The organism is Streptomyces sp. NBC_00704 (assembly GCF_036226605.1).
Taxonomy (GTDB): domain Bacteria; phylum Actinomycetota; class Actinomycetes; order Streptomycetales; family Streptomycetaceae; genus Streptomyces.
Map to the genome: position 1 here is coordinate 496,445 of NZ_CP109000.1, position 14,575 is coordinate 511,019.

Annotated in this window: 14 protein-coding genes; 5 read left to right on the top strand and 9 right to left on the bottom strand. The window is 74.3% G+C overall.

The window, feature by feature from the left end; translation table 11 throughout:
• Positions 1-141 precede the first annotated feature (141 nt).
• On the bottom strand, positions 142-600 hold the full coding sequence (locus OG802_RS02020) for an ATP-binding protein (RefSeq protein WP_329406533.1): 459 nt from the start codon (positions 598-600) through the stop codon (positions 142-144).
• A 477-nt stretch (positions 601-1,077) separates the two neighbouring features.
• On the opposite strand from OG802_RS02020, the gene OG802_RS02025 reads away from it, so the two are divergent.
• The gene (locus OG802_RS02025; protein WP_329406536.1) at positions 1,078-1,299 is read left to right on the top strand and encodes a hypothetical protein; all 222 of its coding nucleotides are present in this window, start codon (positions 1,078-1,080) and stop codon (positions 1,297-1,299) included.
• A 502-nt stretch (positions 1,300-1,801) separates the two neighbouring features.
• Positions 1,802-2,257, top strand: coding sequence for a cyclic nucleotide-binding domain-containing protein (locus tag OG802_RS02030; protein ID WP_329406538.1), 456 nt, complete (start codon positions 1,802-1,804; stop codon positions 2,255-2,257).
• Between the two features lie 81 nt (positions 2,258-2,338).
• On the opposite strand, the gene OG802_RS02035 is transcribed toward OG802_RS02030, so the two are convergent.
• Both OG802_RS02035 and OG802_RS02040 read right to left on the bottom strand, forming a co-directional pair.
• Positions 2,339-3,649, bottom strand: a complete 1,311-nt coding sequence (locus OG802_RS02035; protein WP_443055164.1) for an MFS transporter — start codon at positions 3,647-3,649, stop codon at positions 2,339-2,341.
• A gap of 100 nt (positions 3,650-3,749) precedes the next feature.
• Entirely contained in the window at positions 3,750-4,367 is a 618-nt protein-coding gene (locus OG802_RS02040; RefSeq protein WP_329406540.1) for a LysE/ArgO family amino acid transporter, read from the bottom strand.
• A 107-nt stretch (positions 4,368-4,474) separates the two neighbouring features.
• Between OG802_RS02040 and OG802_RS02045 the strand changes: the two genes are divergently transcribed.
• Positions 4,475-5,383 carry a LysR family transcriptional regulator ArgP gene (locus OG802_RS02045; protein WP_329406542.1) on the top strand — a complete coding sequence of 303 codons (909 nt, stop codon included), beginning with the start codon at positions 4,475-4,477 and terminating at the stop codon, positions 5,381-5,383.
• Here the strand turns inward: OG802_RS02045 and OG802_RS02050 are convergent.
• Positions 5,380-6,102 (bottom strand): TetR/AcrR family transcriptional regulator, encoded by a 723-nt coding sequence (locus OG802_RS02050; protein WP_329406544.1) that lies wholly within the window; start codon positions 6,100-6,102, stop codon positions 5,380-5,382. The genes OG802_RS02045 and OG802_RS02050 overlap by 4 nt on opposite strands.
• 162 nt (positions 6,103-6,264) lie before the next feature.
• Here OG802_RS02050 and OG802_RS02055 point away from each other — a divergent pair, with 162 nt between their 5' ends.
• Positions 6,265-7,482: a saccharopine dehydrogenase family protein gene (locus OG802_RS02055; RefSeq protein WP_329406546.1), complete on the top strand. Its 1,218-nt coding sequence runs from the start codon at positions 6,265-6,267 to the stop codon at positions 7,480-7,482.
• 103 nt (positions 7,483-7,585) lie between these two features.
• Positions 7,586-7,834, top strand: coding sequence for a WhiB family transcriptional regulator (locus tag OG802_RS02060; protein ID WP_329406548.1), 249 nt, complete (start codon positions 7,586-7,588; stop codon positions 7,832-7,834).
• Positions 7,835-7,914: 80 nt separating this feature from the next.
• On the opposite strand, the gene OG802_RS02065 is transcribed toward OG802_RS02060, so the two are convergent.
• The 5 genes from OG802_RS02065 to OG802_RS02085 all read right to left on the bottom strand — a co-directional run bounded on the left by OG802_RS02065 (position 7,915) and on the right by OG802_RS02085 (position 14,571).
• Positions 7,915-9,756, bottom strand: coding sequence for a sensor histidine kinase (locus OG802_RS02065; RefSeq protein WP_329406550.1), 1,842 nt, complete (start codon positions 9,754-9,756; stop codon positions 7,915-7,917).
• Positions 9,753-10,451, bottom strand: coding sequence for a response regulator transcription factor (locus OG802_RS02070; RefSeq protein WP_329406552.1), 699 nt, complete (start codon positions 10,449-10,451; stop codon positions 9,753-9,755). The genes OG802_RS02065 and OG802_RS02070 overlap by 4 nt, the downstream gene beginning before the upstream one ends.
• A 17-nt stretch (positions 10,452-10,468) precedes the next feature.
• Positions 10,469-11,212: a L,D-transpeptidase family protein gene (locus OG802_RS02075; RefSeq protein ID WP_329406554.1), complete on the bottom strand. Its 744-nt coding sequence runs from the start codon at positions 11,210-11,212 to the stop codon at positions 10,469-10,471.
• A gap of 64 nt (positions 11,213-11,276) precedes the next feature.
• Positions 11,277-12,692: a M1 family metallopeptidase gene (locus tag OG802_RS02080; protein ID WP_329406556.1), complete on the bottom strand. Its 1,416-nt coding sequence runs from the start codon at positions 12,690-12,692 to the stop codon at positions 11,277-11,279.
• A 205-nt stretch (positions 12,693-12,897) separates the two neighbouring features.
• On the bottom strand, positions 12,898-14,571 hold the full coding sequence (locus OG802_RS02085) for an FAD-binding dehydrogenase (protein ID WP_329416902.1): 1,674 nt from the start codon (positions 14,569-14,571) through the stop codon (positions 12,898-12,900).
• Positions 14,572-14,575: the final 4 nt, after the last annotated feature.

The window sequence follows — 14,575 nt, forward strand, 5'->3', positions numbered from 1 at the left end:
GGTCCCACCGCTCCCGTCGGCGCGCCTCCGGTCCGAAGCACGAACCTCCGTCTGCCCTGCCCCCGGAGGCGCAAACTCCGCGGGGGAAAAAGTGTGCGGGCGCGGTCCGGAAGGCGGCCGGGAACCGGGCCGGAGGACCGGTCAGAAGGCCGGCCGGAACACGGGGACGACGGCGGTGATGCGCTTGCCGCCTGACGGCAGGTCCGCGACCTCGACGTCGCGGGCGAGCCGGCAGACGATCGGCCAGCCGCGCCCGCCGACCCGCCGTCTGCCCTGTTCGTCGAGGGGGCCGACGGCGACGGGCATCCGGTCGCTGCGGTCGCTCACGGACACGCGCACGGCCCGCCCGTCCATGCCGACGTCGAAGCCGGCGACTCCGCCGCCGTGCAGGAGGGCGTTGCTGGTGAGTTCGGTAGCGACGAGCAGGGCGTCCGAGAGGGCCTCCTCGTCATAAGGGCGTCCGAGGGCTCGGCAGCGGCCGTTCACCGCCTTTCTCACGGCGCTGCGGACGTCGGCCGGCCGGCACCGCCCCTCCCCCTCGCAACCGAACGGCGGGGCCTCGGGCGCCCTCGCGCGGTAGGTCGAGTCGTTCGTACGCATCCTTTCGCTCCCCTGACTGTGACGGCTGTGACGGCTGTGCTGTGGGTCGACCGGATGTGGATCGACCGGATGTGGAAGCGGCCGCGGGACGGGCCGGCCACCGGCCGAGCGGATCGCGGGCCGGGCGGTCGCCGGTCGAGCAGACCACCGGCCGCGCGGCTGTCGTTCCGGCCCTGTCGCCGGCGCACGGCCGCGCGCGGCGCTCACGGGCGGCCGTTCCGGCGCCGGCACGGGGCGACGGCGCTCACCGGGCGGCCGGTGGGGACGGCCGGGTGGTGGGACTTCCCAGTGGGGGCCCGAGGGGTGGGGCGCGGTCCGTTGGCGCGCTCCGGGGCCGGTCGGCATGGTCTGCTGTTGTCTCTGACCGGCTGACCTTCCCCGCGACGGCCAAACCTCCCGGACCGGGAGCAATCGTCCGGGAAGCATCGGGCGACGGCGGGAGCCATACGTCCGGCCCGGTCCGGGTAGGCGGGCTGCATGACCGATGTCGTGGACTCCGACGAACTGCTGCGGCGCATCCAGCGCTCCCGCACCTGCGCCCGGGAGGAACTGCTCGCCTGCCGGGCCCGCAGCGCCGACCTCTCCCAGACCGACCCGGACGGGGCGCGCGACGCCCATGTGCGGGGGCTCGCCTACGAGGCCGTGGTGAGAGTGCTGGACGAGATCGTGACGCCCGGCCGTTCCACCGACGGGGACTGAACCCCAACGCGCGGGCACGGCAACGCGGTTGGGGGCCGCCTCGGCGAGCACCCGACGACCGGGGCGCGGGAGGCGGGCCGGACCGCGCAGGATCGCCGCGAGGAGGGAGCGCCCGACGGCGGCGGAGTGAAACGGGTCACTGGACCGGGTTTCCCGTGCGGAAAACCGCCATGAATGGTTTACGGTTCATCCATACGTGGTGGACGGAGTCGACGCTACTCCTCCTCCGTCCGCCACCCTTTACTGCCCTGGCTGGCTTCCCCCGTCCAGCCAGGGCTTCTCCATGTCCGCGCCGGGTCGGCGCCCGGGACATCAGCCGGACCGGTGCCCGGAAACCCGGGACGCCTGGCGCCCGGGACCGTGCGGGACCGGCGGTCCGGACCGCCGGATGTGCCGATACCGGGAAAGTACCGTCCGCCGAGGTGCCCGGGACGGCGGCAGCGGCTCCAATGGGAAGGGGAGGAACACGCCCCACCGAACCGTCGGCGAGGAGCCCCGCGCCATGACCAGAGCGACCAGACTGCTGACCGCCCTTCCCCCGCCCCAGCGCGCACGTCTGATGGAACTCGCCAGGGAGGTCTCCTTCGCGGAGGACGCCCGGATCTTCGAGGCGGGCGACACGGCCGACCGCTTCTGGGTCGTCCGGTCCGGCGCGGTCTCGCTCACCCAGCAGGTGACGCCCCAGCGGCGGGTCACGGTCGCCGGCCTCGGCGCCGGCGACCTGCTCGGCTGGTCATGGCTGTTCCCGCCGTACCGCTGGGACTTCGGCGCCGAGGCCTTCAGCCCCGTGCGCGCCTACGAGTTCGAGGCGCAGCCCGTGCTCAAGCTCTGCGAGGAGGAACCCGCGCTCGGGATGTCGCTGGTGCGGATCGTGGCGGAGATCCTCGCGCACCGGCTGGAGATGACCCGGGGCCGGCTGATGGAGGAGTACGGCTCCCACCGGCGCGGAGCGCTGTAGCCCCCGACGGCGGCGGCTCTCGCGGTACGCCGGCCGGTCCGGTCCCGCGGGCGTCCGCGGCGCGGCGGCCGGCCCGCCGCGTCAGACGCGGTAGCGGCGCAGGGCCGGCACCGCCGCCGCAAGGGCCAGCATGAGGGCGACGACCAGGAGGCCTCCGCCCGCGACGGCCGCGCGAGGCCCGAACGCCGCGCCCGCGGTGCCGTGCAGGACGTCGGCCAGCCGCGGGCCGCCCGCGACGACCACCGTGAAGACGCCCTGCATCCGGCCGCGCATCTCGTCGGTGGCAGCGGACAGCAGGATCGCCCCCCGGAAGACCATGGAGACCATGTCGGCGACGCCGGCGCAGGCGAGGAACGCCACCGCGAGCCACAGGCTGCCGCTCAGCCCGAAGCCGGCGATCGACACCCCCCAGGCGACGACCGCGCCGATGACCATCCAGCCGTGCCGGCGCGCCCGTGAGAACGTGCCGGAGAACAGGCCGCCCAGCACCGCCCCGACCGGGATCGCCGCGAAGAGCAGACCGAGGGCGAGGCCTTCGCCGTACGAGCCGTAGGTCTCGGCCGCGAGCTGCGGGAACAGGGCGCGGGGCATGCCGAAGACCATGGCGATGACGTCGGCGAGGAAGGACAGCAGCAGCACCTTGTGCAGGGAGATGTAGCGGAAGCCCTCCGCGATCTCGCGCAGACCGGCGCGCCGGACGGTCGCGCTCGCCGACGGGGGCAGCGCGGGCAGCCGGAACACCGCCCACAGGGTCACGCACAGCGCGACGGCGTCGAGGAGGTACAGCTCGGGCAGCCCGATCACGGGTATCAGGGCCCCCGCGAGCAGCGGCCCCGCGACCAGGCCCGTCTGCATGACGGTGGAGCCGAGCGCGTTGGCGGCGGCGAGTTCGTCCGCCGGGACCAGCCGGGCGATGGAGGCGTTGCGGGCGGGCGAGTTGAGGCCGAAGAACGCCTGCTGGGCGGCGAGCAGCACCATCAGCACGGCGACCGAGCCGAGCCCCGAGGCCGCCTGGATCCAGAACAGCACCGAGGTGACGGCGATGCCGCTGTTGGTCACCAGCAGCAGCTTGCGGCGGTCGACGGTGTCGGCGACCGCACCGCCCCAGAGCGCGAACAGCACCATCGGCACCAGCCCGGCGAGGCTCGCGTAGCCGACCCAGGCGGAGGAGCCGGTGATGTCGTAGATCTGCTTGGGGACGGCGACGGCGGTGAGCTGGCTGCCCACGGCCGTGACGACGGTGGAGGACCACAACCGCCGGTAGGCGGGCCGGCGCAGGGGCCGGGTGTCCATGGCCCAGCGGCGCCAGCCGCGCCGGCCGGGGCCCTCGGGAACCTGCCCGCTCTCCACGGCCTCGGGGTCGGGGACGGGGGTGCTCTCGCTGGTGTCCACGCACTTCCTGGTTGCTCGTTACATCTTTCGATTCCGTGGGTCACTATGGCAGCCCTGGAATTCGGCCGCTCTTATGACCCCGGCGTCCCGGATCACGGACTCAGGCGCGGGCGATCAGCAGCACGCCGAGCGTGATCATCGTGGCGGCCACCAGACCGTCGAGCACCCGCCAGGCCGCGGGGCGCGCCAGGAAGCGGCCCAGCGCCCGGCCGCCGAAGCCCAGCGCGGCGAACCAGCACAGGCTGGCCAGCGCCGCGCCGAGACCGAACGTCCAGCGCAGCGAGCCGCGGTCCGCGGCGACCGAGCCGAGCAGGAAGACGGTGTCGAGGTAGACGTGCGGGTTGAGCCAGGTCAGCGCCAGGCAGGTGAGCACGGCCCGGCGGCGCGAACCCGCGGCCTCGCCGTCCCCGCGCAGCGCCTGCGTGCCGGGGCGGAGCACGCGGCGGGCCGCGAGCAGCCCGTACCCGAGCAGGAACGCCCCGCCGACCCAGCCGACCACGGTGAGCGCGTCGGGCCAGGCGACCACGACCGCGCCGACCCCGCCCACGCCGAGCGCGATGAGCACGGCGTCGGACAGGGCGCAGATCCCCACGACGGCCAGGACGGCGTCCCGGCGGATCCCCTGGCGCAGGACGAACGCGTTCTGGGCGCCGATGGCGACGATGAGCGAGAGACCGGTGCCGAAGCCGGCGGCCGCGGCGGTGAGTGCGGAGGACATGCCGTCCACGCTAGACAGTCGATCACTGCGGGTACAGCTAAAGATTCTAACGTATCATTAGCCGCTGTGATGATTCCTGTGACGACGCGACCGGCGGTGACGCGGCGATGATGACGGACCTCCCGCTCGACCAGGTGCGCACCCTGCTCGCCGTGGTCGACGAGGGCACCTTCGACGCGGCGGCGGCCGCGCTGCGGGTGACGCCCTCGGCGGTCAGCCAGCGCGTCAAGGCGCTGGAGCAGCGCACCGGCCGGGTCCTGCTGCTGCGCACCAAGCCGGTGCGGCCCACGGAGTCGGGCGACATCGTCGTGCGGTTCGCCCGCCAGCTGGCCCGGCTGGAGCGCGACACGCGGGCCGAGCTGGGCATGAGCGGCGAGGGCGAACCGACCCGGGTGACGGTGGCCGTGAACGCGGACTCCCTGGCCACCTGGTTCCTGCCGGCCCTGGCCAGGGTGGCGCAGGAGCCGCCGCTCTGTTTCGAGCTGCACCGCGAGGACGAGACCCGCACGGCCGAACTGCTGCGGGAGGGGCTGGTGATGGCCGCGGTGACCTCGTCGCCCGTGCCGGTGACCGGCTGCTCGGTGCGGACCCTCGGCACGATGCGCTACCTGGCCACGGCCGGCCCCGGCTTCGTCGCCCGCCATCTCGCCGACGGCCCGCTCCACGAGACCCTGCCGCGGGCGCCGGTCATGGCCTTCGACCGCAGCGACGACCTCCAGGACGCCTTCGTGCGCGGGCTGCGCCGGGGCGCCCGGGGCGCGGGTCCGGTGCGCCACGCCATGCCGACCTCGGAGGGCTTCGCCGCCTCGGTCGTGGCCGGGCTCGGCTGGGGCATGGTGCCCGAGGTGCAGGCCGAGCCCCTGCTGCGCTCCGGCCGTCTGGTCGCCCTGGCCCCCGGCCGGCCGCTGGACGTGCCGCTGTACTGGCAGCAGTGGAAACTCGACTCCCCGGCCCTCGCGGCGGTCGCGGACGCGGTGGCCGCGACGGCGGCCGAGTCGCTGCGCCGCACCCCCTAAGGGCGGCGGCGGTCCGCCGCAAGGGCCGCCAGGCGGGCCTGCGCGCTCTCCAGCAGCATCTCCAGCGCGGTGGGATAGGCGCTGGTCACCATGCGGGCCGAGAGCAGGGAGGCCGCCTCGGCGATCCTGGGGTGGGTCTCCGCGGGCAGCCGGGCGTAGGTCGAGCGCCAGATCGCGTCGTCGGCGCGCTGCGCCGCGCGGGGCAGGGCCAGCGCGGCCGCGTCCAGGGCGGCGAACGCCAGGGTCTGGTCGATGAACGCGTGGTAGATCCGCACGGTGTCCGGCAGCGGGAAGCCGGCGGTGCGCAGGACGTCCAGGACGGCCTCGTCGGCGGCGAGTTCGTTGGCCCGGCCGGTGACCCGGCTCGCGGTGAGCTGGGCGGCCTGCGGATGGGCGACGTAGGCGGCGTGGATGCGCAGGCCCACGGCGTGCAGGTCCGCCCGCCACTCCCCCGTCGGCCGCCAGCCGCGCAACGCCTCCCCGATCAGCGCGTCCCCGATGGCGAGGGTCAGCTCGTCCATGCCGCGGAAGTAGCGGTAGAGCGTGCTGGGGTCGCAGTCGAGGGCGAGCCCGAGACGGCGGGCGCTGAGCCCCGTGCTGCCGTGCTCGCGCAGCAGCCGCAGCGCGGCCTCGACGATCAGGGTCTCCGACAGCACGGTGCCGCTCCGGGTGGGCCGGCGCCGCCGCCGCTTCTCCTCCGGGACGACCTGCTTCGCCATCGGCCCCACGCTCCCTCGTCGTCCGGCCGGACGGGTGGCCCCCTCCGCTCTTATGCCAACGCCATTGACCTTACGCGGACGCGCGGCGTTGTATCGGGTGCGGGGCCCTGCTTCGCACACTTTCGTCTCGCACTCGCACTCTCAACCGAGGGAGTTCTCGCCATGCGTGTCCTGCTCGTGGGCGCCGGCGGTGTCGGCACCGCCATCACCCGGATCGCCGCCCGCCGTCCGTTCTTCGAGGCGATGGTCGTCGCCGACTACGATCCGGCGCGCGCCGACGCCGCCGTCGCCGCGCTCGACGGCGACGAACGGTTCCACGCCGAGCGCGTGGACGCCTCAGACGAGGCGGCCGTGACCGCCCTGCTCGCCCGCCACCGCTGCGACGTCCTGCTCAACGCCACCGACCCGCGGTTCGTGATGCCCCTGTTCCACGCGGCGCGCGCCGGCGGGGCCCGCTATGTCGACATGGCGATGTCGCTGTCCCGGCCGCATCCGGAGCGCCCGTACGAGGAGTGCGGTGTGCGGCTCGGCGACGCGCAGTTCGCCGAGGCCGACGAGTGGGCCGAGGCGGGCGCCCTCGCCCTGGTCGGCATGGGCGTCGAACCGGGACTGTCGGACGTCTTCGCCCGGTACGCCGCCGACGAACTCTTCGACGAGATCGAGGAGATCGGCGTCCGCGACGGGGCGAACCTCACCGTCGAGGGCCACGACTTCGCGCCCTCCTTCAGCATCTGGACCACGATCGAGGAGTGCCTGAACCCCCCGGTGGTCTACGAGGCCGACCGCGGCTGGTTCACCACCGAGCCCTTCAGCGAGCCCGAGGTGTTCGACTTCCCCGAGGGCATCGGGCCGGTGGAGTGCGTGAACGTCGAGCACGAGGAGGTGCTGCTCGTGCCGCGCTGGGTGAAGGCGCGCAGGGTCACCTTCAAGTACGGCCTGGGCGGCGAGTTCGTCGAGACCCTCAAGACGCTGCACCGGCTGGGGCTGGACCGCACCGCGCCGGTGACGGTGCCGGGTGAGCGGGGGCCGGTGTCCGTCTCGCCGCGTGACGTGGTGGCCGCCTGTCTGCCCGACCCGGCGACGCTGGGCGAGTTGATGCACGGCAAGACCTGCGCGGGCACCTGGGTGCGGGGCATCAAGGACGGCGCGCCGCGCGAGGTGTACCTCTACCACGTGGTCGACAACCAGTGGTCCATGGCCGAGTACGGCAGCCAGGCCGTCGTGTGGCAGACGGCCCTGAACCCGGTGGTGGCCCTGGAGTTGCTCGCCGGCGGAGCCTGGTCCGGCGTGGGCGTGCTGGGCCCCGAGGCGTTCCCCGCCCGGCCCTTCCTCGACCTGCTGACGGAGTACGGCTCCCCGTGGGGCCTGCGGGAGCAGTGAACGTCTTTGCGGGCCCGCCCTGTTTCAGCGCGGCCGTGCCGGTGACCCGATCGGAGGCAACACATCCGGAACGGCACAGACGACCCGATCGCAGGTGACTTCGATGCACGACTGGCGAGAGCAGGCCGAATGCCGCTCAGAGGATCCCGACCTCTTCTTCCCGATCGGCACCTCGGGCCCGGCACTGATGCAGGCGGAACAGGCGAAGGCGGTCTGCCGGCGCTGCCCGGTGCGTGAACCGTGCCTGGAATGGGCCATGGAGACCGATCAGACGCTCGGGGTGTGGGGCGGGACGAGCGAGACCGAGCGGCGCGCCCTCAAGCGCCGCATCAGGGCCCGGCGCAGTGCCTGACCCGGTGGAACCGGCCTCGCGCAACCGGCGGCCCGGCCGGGCCGCCGGTTGCGCTCCGCGGCCGCTCGGGGCGGCGCCCGTCAGCCGTCCGCGGGCGGCGGCGACGCGGGCAGCCGCAGAGTGAACACACTGCCCGCTCCGGCACGCGCGGCCGCTTCCGCCGTGCCGCCGTGAGCGGCCGTCAACTGGCGCACGATCGCCAGCCCGAGGCCGCTTCCGCCGGTACGGCGGCTGCGTGACTTCTCGGCCCGCCAGAACCGCTCGAAGACATGCGGCAGATCCTCCTCGGCGATGCCCGTGCCGGTGTCGGCGACCGTCAGCACCACCTCCTCGCCGTCCCGTCGCGCGCCCAGCGTGACCGTGCCGCCGGGCGGCGTGTGGCGCACGGCGTTGGCGACGAGGTTGCCGAGCGCCTGCCGCAGCCGTACCGGGTCGGCGTCCAGCCAGGGCAGGCCGTCGGTCTCGGTCCGCAGGGCGACCCCGGCGCCGTCGGCGGCCACCCGGTGGGCGGCGGCGACCTGGGCGAGCAGTTCGTCCGCGGCGACCGGCTCGCGGCGCAGCAGCAGGGTTCCCGCGTCGGCGGCCGCGAGGTCGCGCAGGTCGTCGATGACGCGTTGCAGCACGAGGGCCTCCTCGTGCAGGGCGCCGAGCAGTTCGGCGTCGGGCTCGACCAGTCCGTCGCGCGTGACCTCCAGCCAGCCGCGGATGTTGGTGAGCGGGCTGCGCAGTTCGTGGGCGACGTCGCTGACCAGCGCCTTGCGCTGGGCCTCCAGGCGCTCCCGGCGCTCGGCGAGGTCGTTGAACGCCTCCGCCAGGATCCCGGTCTCGTCCCGTGTCGTGACGGGCACGCGCGCGTGCCGCTCCGGGGGCTGCTGCGCGGCCTCGGTGAGCGCACGCAGGGGCCGCACCAGCCGGGTCGCGACGACGGCGCTCACGGCGACGGTGACGGCCAGCACCAGGCCCGCCGCGCCGAACACCTTCGTCTTGTTGGCCGGCGACATGTCCCACCGTGGCGCGCCGCTGTCCCCGCCGCCGAGGAACAGCTCGGCGACCGGCGCCACGTACGGGTCGAGCTGCGCCCGGCGGGCCTCCTGGAGACAGGCCTGGGCGGCGCGGCCGGATCTGCCCTCGCCCGCCTTGACGAACGCGGGCGCGGGGGTGGCGTCCCGGCCGTCGACAGCGGGGACGCCCGCCCCGAAGTACAGCGGCATGTCCGGATCCAGGCCCTCGCGGACCAGACACGGGCCCGCGTGGGCCTGGAGCACGGTCAGCGCCTTCTGCTCCGTCGGCGTCGGCGTGTCGAGGCGTCCGTCCGCGCACTCCTCGGGCACGTACTCGTCCACCGTGCCGCCGTCGGCCCCGGCGAGCACCGGGCGGCCGGACGGGGTGTGGGCGACGGTCGTCTCGATGCCGTAGCGGGAGAAGCAGCGCCGGCGGGCGCGCGCGACGCCGTCGAGCTTCTGGCGTTCGGGCGGGGTGAGGCGGTAGGGGCCCACGACACGGGGGTCGGTGCCGCTGAGCTGGGCTCCGCGCTCGGTGTAGGTGTCGGTGCGCAGCGGGTCGACGGTCGCGGCGGCGCGCGGCGGCAGCGAGGCGCCCCGCGGCGCGGAGTCGGCGAGGAGGGTGCGGTCCGGGCTCGTCAGGGCGATGCGCCGGCCGGTCCTGGCGGACAGGTCGCGCACCGTGCGCCGCACTCCCGTCCAGTCGGCGTGGGTGGCCGCGTAGCCGCTGAGCCGGGCGAGGATGTCCATGTCGTCGGAGAGCGCCTGGCCCTGCTCCTCGCGCAGCGCGCGGGTCGTGGTGGCGACCGCCAGCCACGCGGTGGCGGCCACCGAGCACACGGCGATCAGCACCGAGGCGCTCAGCAGCCGCACCGACAGCCGTTTGCGCAGCGGTATCCGGGCCCGGCTCCGGCGCGTCACGCGCGGCCGCCGCTGAGTTTGTAGCCGACGCCGAACACGGTCAGCAGCCGTACGGGTCTGCGCGGGTCGGCCTCGATCTTGCGGCGCAGGTTCATGACGTGCACGTCCACGGCCCGTTCGGTGGAGGAACGGTCGAAGCCCCGGGTGCACTGGAGCAACTGGAGCCGGGAGAAGACCCGTTCGGGTTCGGCGGCCATCGCCAGCAGGATCTGGAACTCGGCGGGCGTGCAGTCCACGGGCTCCCCGTCGCAGCGCACCTCGTGCCGCTCGGGATCGACGGCGAGACCGGCGGCCCGTACGACGCGCTCGTCCCGGCGGTCGGCGCCCGCGCGCCCGCTGCGCCGCAGGACGGTGCGGATGCGGGCCATCAGCTCACGCGGGCTGTAGGGCTTGGTCATGTAGTCGTCGGCGCCGAGTTCCAGGCCCAGCAGCACGTCGTCCTCGGCTGCGCGGGCGGTGAGCATCAGCACCGGCAGGTCGTCGTCGCGGCGCAGCACCCGGCACACGCCGAAGCCGTCGATGACCGGCAGCATCAGGTCGAGGACGACGAGGTCCGGCCGGTCGCGCCGCACCGCGTCCAGTGCGGCGGAGCCGTCGTGCACCACGGTGGCGGTGTGCCCCTCGGCGATCAGCGAGCGGCGGATGAGTTCGGCCTGCATCGGGTCGTCCTCGGCCACCAGTACATGAGCGCACACGCCACGACTCCGTTTCCTCAGCGGGCCAGGGAGGCACGGTCGCCCATGACGACCACGGGACGCAGCGCCGGGTCGAGCGTGCGCAGCAGTTGCTTCATGTGCCCCTCGGAGATGCTCACACAGCCGTGGGTGGGCCCGCCGTGGTCGACGTGGAACCAGATGCCGCCGCCGCGGCCCGCGCCGAGCGGCCGGGTCCAGTCGAGCGGCGAAGTGCCGGGCGCGCGGTTGTAGTTGATCGCCACCACGTAGTCGAAGGATCCTTCCAGCGGTTCGCCCTCGAAGCCGGTGCCCGGCGAGTGGAAGCCGGAGCCGTGGTCGTAGGGCAGTCGCGTGCCGGGGTCGGCCAGCAGCCCGCCGGCGTCGGTGAGGCCGTAGACGCCGACGGGCGAGCGCAGGTCGCCGCCCCTGTGCCGGTCGCTCCAGCCGCGCAGCGCGTTGTGCGCGGGCCAGGCCTCGCCGGGCTGCCAGCCGGAGCCGGTGCGCCGGTACAGGACGACCGTGGAGAGCGGCGAGTTCCTGCCGCGGCCGCTCACCACGACCGCCTGCCGGGCGGTGCGGGGAACCGCAGCCCGGGTCCGGGGCCCCAGCCCGGGTATCTCCCGCGCCGGCCCGGCGGTGCTTGCGGGCGCGGGGGACGCCGGGGCTCCCACGGCCGCGGCCGCGGCCGTGGGGTGCGCTTGGCCCGCGGAGGCCGCGCCGCCGCATCCGGTGAGGAGAAGGCAGGCAGCGAGCATCGCTGCACGGGGGCGGTGCGTGATCATGAGGTGACCTTGGCCGAGAGATGTGTGGAACTCGTCAGGTTCCCCATGCCCGTTCAGCGGGAGATCACGGGTGGCGGGGCTTGCCCTGCGTGTACAGCCAGGTGGTGAACAGGGCGTGGAGGTTCCTGCCCGACTGCCGCTGCGCGAGCCGTTCGAACTGGGCGGTGGTGCCGTGGCCGTAGCGGTGCTGCGTGGCCCAGGCGCGCAGGATGCGGAAGAAGGCGCGGTCTCCGACGGCGGTGCGCAGGGCGTGCAGGGTCATCGCGCCCCGGGCGTAGACGGGGGTGCCGAAGATGTGGGCGCCGCTGCCGGGGGCGCCGGGCGGGAACGCCCACAGGCCGTCCGTGGCGGGTCGCGCGTACAGGGCGTCGAAGGACTTCTGCGCGCTGTCGCCGCCGTGCTGCTCGGCGTAGAGCCACTCGGCGTAGGTGGCGAAGCCCTCGTTGAGCCAGATGTCCTTCCAGGAGGTGAGTGAGACGGAGTCGCCGAACCACTGGTGGGCGCTCTCGTGGACGAGAGTGCCGAGGTCGGGGGCCCTGTCGTACACCGGCCGGGTCTGGGTCTCCAGCGCGTAGCCGACGTCCGGGGCGTGGTCGACGAGGGAGCCGGCCGCGCGGTAGGGGTAGGGCCCGAACAGCCCGCTCTCCCACTCCAGCACCGAGGGCAGCTTCTTGAGCACCGGCCCGGCCGCGGCGGCCTCCCGCGGATCCACCGCGTCGTAGACCTGGACGCCGTCGCGCGTCGTGTAGCGGGTGACCTTGAAGTTCCCCACGGTGGCGGTGGCCAGGTAGGCGGCCATGGGCTCGGTCTGGCGCCAGTGGAAGGTGGTCGTGCCCTTCGCGGTGCGCTGGGCGAGCAGGACGCCGTTGGCGACGGCGGTGCGGCCCTGGGGGACGGTGAGGTGGAAGTCGTAGGAGGACTTGTCGAGGGGGTGGTTGTTCGCCGGGAACCAGGTCATGGCGCCCTGCGGTTCGCCCGCGACGAACGCGCCGTCGTCGGTGGGGATCCAGCCGTCGGGGGAGCCGTCGGGGTCGGTGACCGGGCCGGGGGTTCCGTTGTAGGCGACGGCGATCTGGAACCGCTCGCCCTTGCGCAGGGCGCGCCGTGGGGTGACGACGAGTTCCTGGCCGTCGCGCCGGTGTCCGGCCTTGACGTGGTCGACGGTGAGCCCGGTGATCCTCAGGCCGTGGAGGTCGAGGTCGAAGCGGGTGAGCCGCTGGGTGGCGCGGGCGGTCAGGACGGCTGTGCCGGCGAGGTGGCGGCGGGCCGGGTCGTAGCGCAGCGTCAGGTCGTAGTGGCTCACGTGGTATCCGCCGTTGCCGGCGAGCGGGAAGTAGGGGTCGCCGACCCCGGCCGTACCGGCGGGGCCGGCCGCCACCGCGGGCCCGGCCGCGGTGAGCAGCGCGGCCACGGCGACGGGGACGGTGGCCAGGACGGCTTCGCGGCGCAGCGGGGCGGGACGTCTGCGGGGGTGTGTCACGTGCGCTCCTCGAAATGCGGCGGGCGGATGATCGACCCCCTCAGCCTAGGGATCGCTCCCGCCGTCTCTCCCCCTCGTTCAGGTCAAGCCGGGCCGGGGTGTCGCACGCCGCACGCATAGGCTGGAGAAACCCTCGGCCCGTCACCACGTCGGCACCTCGCCCCTCGGCCCCGTCAGCCCGTCGGCCCGTCAGCCCGTCAGCCCGTCAGCCCGTCTGCTTGGCCGCGGCTCGGCCGGCCGCGCGGCCGGAGAAGAGGCAGCCGCCGAGGAAGGTGCCCTCGAGCGCGTTGTAGCCGTGGACGCCTCCGCCGCCGAAGCCGGCCACCTCGCCGGCCGCGTACAGGCCCTCGACCGGCTGCCCGTCGGCGCCCAGGGCGCGTGAGTCGAGGTCGGTCTGGATGCCGCCGAGCGTCTTGCGGGTGAGCACGTGCAGCTTGACGGCGATCAGCGGACCGGCCTCGGGGTCCAGGACGCGGTGCGGGGTGGCGACGCGGCCGAGCCGGTCGCCGATGTAGCGGCGGGCGTTGCGGATGCCCTGGATCTGGGCGTCCTTGCTGTACGGGTTCGCCATCTGCAGGTCGCGGGCCCGGATCTGACGGCGCAGGGTGTCCGCGTCGAGCAGCGGCTCGTCCGTCAGCCCGTTCATCTTCTCGACCAGCTTCTCCAGCGTGTCGGCGGTCACGAAGTCGGCGCCGCGGTCGAGGAAGGCCTGCACCGGCGCCGGGGCGCCCTTGCCGAGCAGCCGGTCGCGCAGCACGGCCTTGCGGTCCTTGGCGGTGATGTCCGGGTTCTGCTCGGAGCCCGACAGCGCGAACTCCTTCTCGACGATTTTGCGGGTGAGGACGAACCAGGAGTGGTCGTGGCCGGCGAGGTCCTCGGTGGTGCGCAGGTACTTGAGCGTGTTGAGGGTGTCGTAGCCGGGCAGGCAGGGGTCGGGCAGCCGGCGGCCGAGGGCGTCGAACCACAGGGAGGACGGGCCGGGCAGGATGCGGATGCCGTGGCCGGGCCAGATCGGGTCCCAGTTGCGGATGCCCTCGGTGTAGTGCCACATGCGGTCGCGGTTGACGAGGCGGGCGCCGGCGGCCGCGCTGATGTCGAGCATCCGGCCGTCGACGTAGGCGGGCACGCCGGTGACCATCTCGGCGGGCGGTGTGCCGAGCCGCTCGGGCCAGTGGCGCCGCACGATGTCGTGGTCGGCGCCGATGCCGCCGCTGGTGACGACCACGGCCTGCGCGGTCAGCTCGAACGCGCCGATCGGGTCGCGGTTGGAGGCGACGCCGCGCGCGGAGTCGTCGGGGGCGAGGACGGTGCCGCGCACCCCGCGGGCGGCGCCGTCCGCGAGGACCAGTCCGTCCACCCGGTGCCGGTGGTAGAAGGTCAGCAGCCCGTCCTTCGCGGCCTGCTTGGCGTACCGCACGAACGGCTCGACGACGCCCGTGCCGGTGCCCCAGGCGACGTGGAAGCGGGGCACGGAGTTGCCGTGGCCGTCGGCGCGCAGGTCGCCGCGCTCGGCCCAGCCGACGGTCGGCACGAAGGAGATCCCGTGCCCGGCGAGCCAGGTGCGCTTCTCCCCCGCCGCCCACTCGACGTAGGCGCGCGCCCAGCGCACGGCCCAGGAGTCCTCGTCGTCGGTGCGGTCGAACTGCGCGCTGCCCTGCCAGTCGCTCCAGGCGAGGTCGAAGGAGTCCTTGACGCCGAGCCGGCGCTGCTCCGGGGAGTCGACGAGGAAGAGCCCGCCGAAGGACCAGAACGCCTGGCCGCCGAGGTTGGCGGCGTTCTCCTGGTCGACGAGGGCGACCCGTCTTCCCCTGCTGGTGAGTTCGTGCGCCGCTACGAGGCCCGCGAGGCCTGCTCCGACGACGATGACGTCCGCGTCCATGGCG

Coding starts and splice junctions, on each gene's coding strand:
- OG802_RS02020 (WP_329406533.1), bottom strand. CDS start 600: ATGCGTACGAACGACTCGACCTACCGCGCGAGGGCGCCCGAGGCCCCG.
- OG802_RS02025 (WP_329406536.1), top strand. CDS start 1,078: ATGACCGATGTCGTGGACTCCGACGAACTGCTGCGGCGCATCCAGCGC.
- OG802_RS02030 (WP_329406538.1), top strand. CDS start 1,802: ATGACCAGAGCGACCAGACTGCTGACCGCCCTTCCCCCGCCCCAGCGC.
- OG802_RS02040 (WP_329406540.1), bottom strand. CDS start 4,367: ATGTCCTCCGCACTCACCGCCGCGGCCGCCGGCTTCGGCACCGGTCTC.
- OG802_RS02045 (WP_329406542.1), top strand. CDS start 4,475: ATGATGACGGACCTCCCGCTCGACCAGGTGCGCACCCTGCTCGCCGTG.
- OG802_RS02050 (WP_329406544.1), bottom strand. CDS start 6,102: ATGGCGAAGCAGGTCGTCCCGGAGGAGAAGCGGCGGCGGCGCCGGCCC.
- OG802_RS02055 (WP_329406546.1), top strand. CDS start 6,265: ATGCGTGTCCTGCTCGTGGGCGCCGGCGGTGTCGGCACCGCCATCACC.
- OG802_RS02060 (WP_329406548.1), top strand. CDS start 7,586: ATGCACGACTGGCGAGAGCAGGCCGAATGCCGCTCAGAGGATCCCGAC.
- OG802_RS02075 (WP_329406554.1), bottom strand. CDS start 11,212: ATGATCACGCACCGCCCCCGTGCAGCGATGCTCGCTGCCTGCCTTCTC.
- OG802_RS02085 (WP_329416902.1), bottom strand. CDS start 14,571: ATGGACGCGGACGTCATCGTCGTCGGAGCAGGCCTCGCGGGCCTCGTA.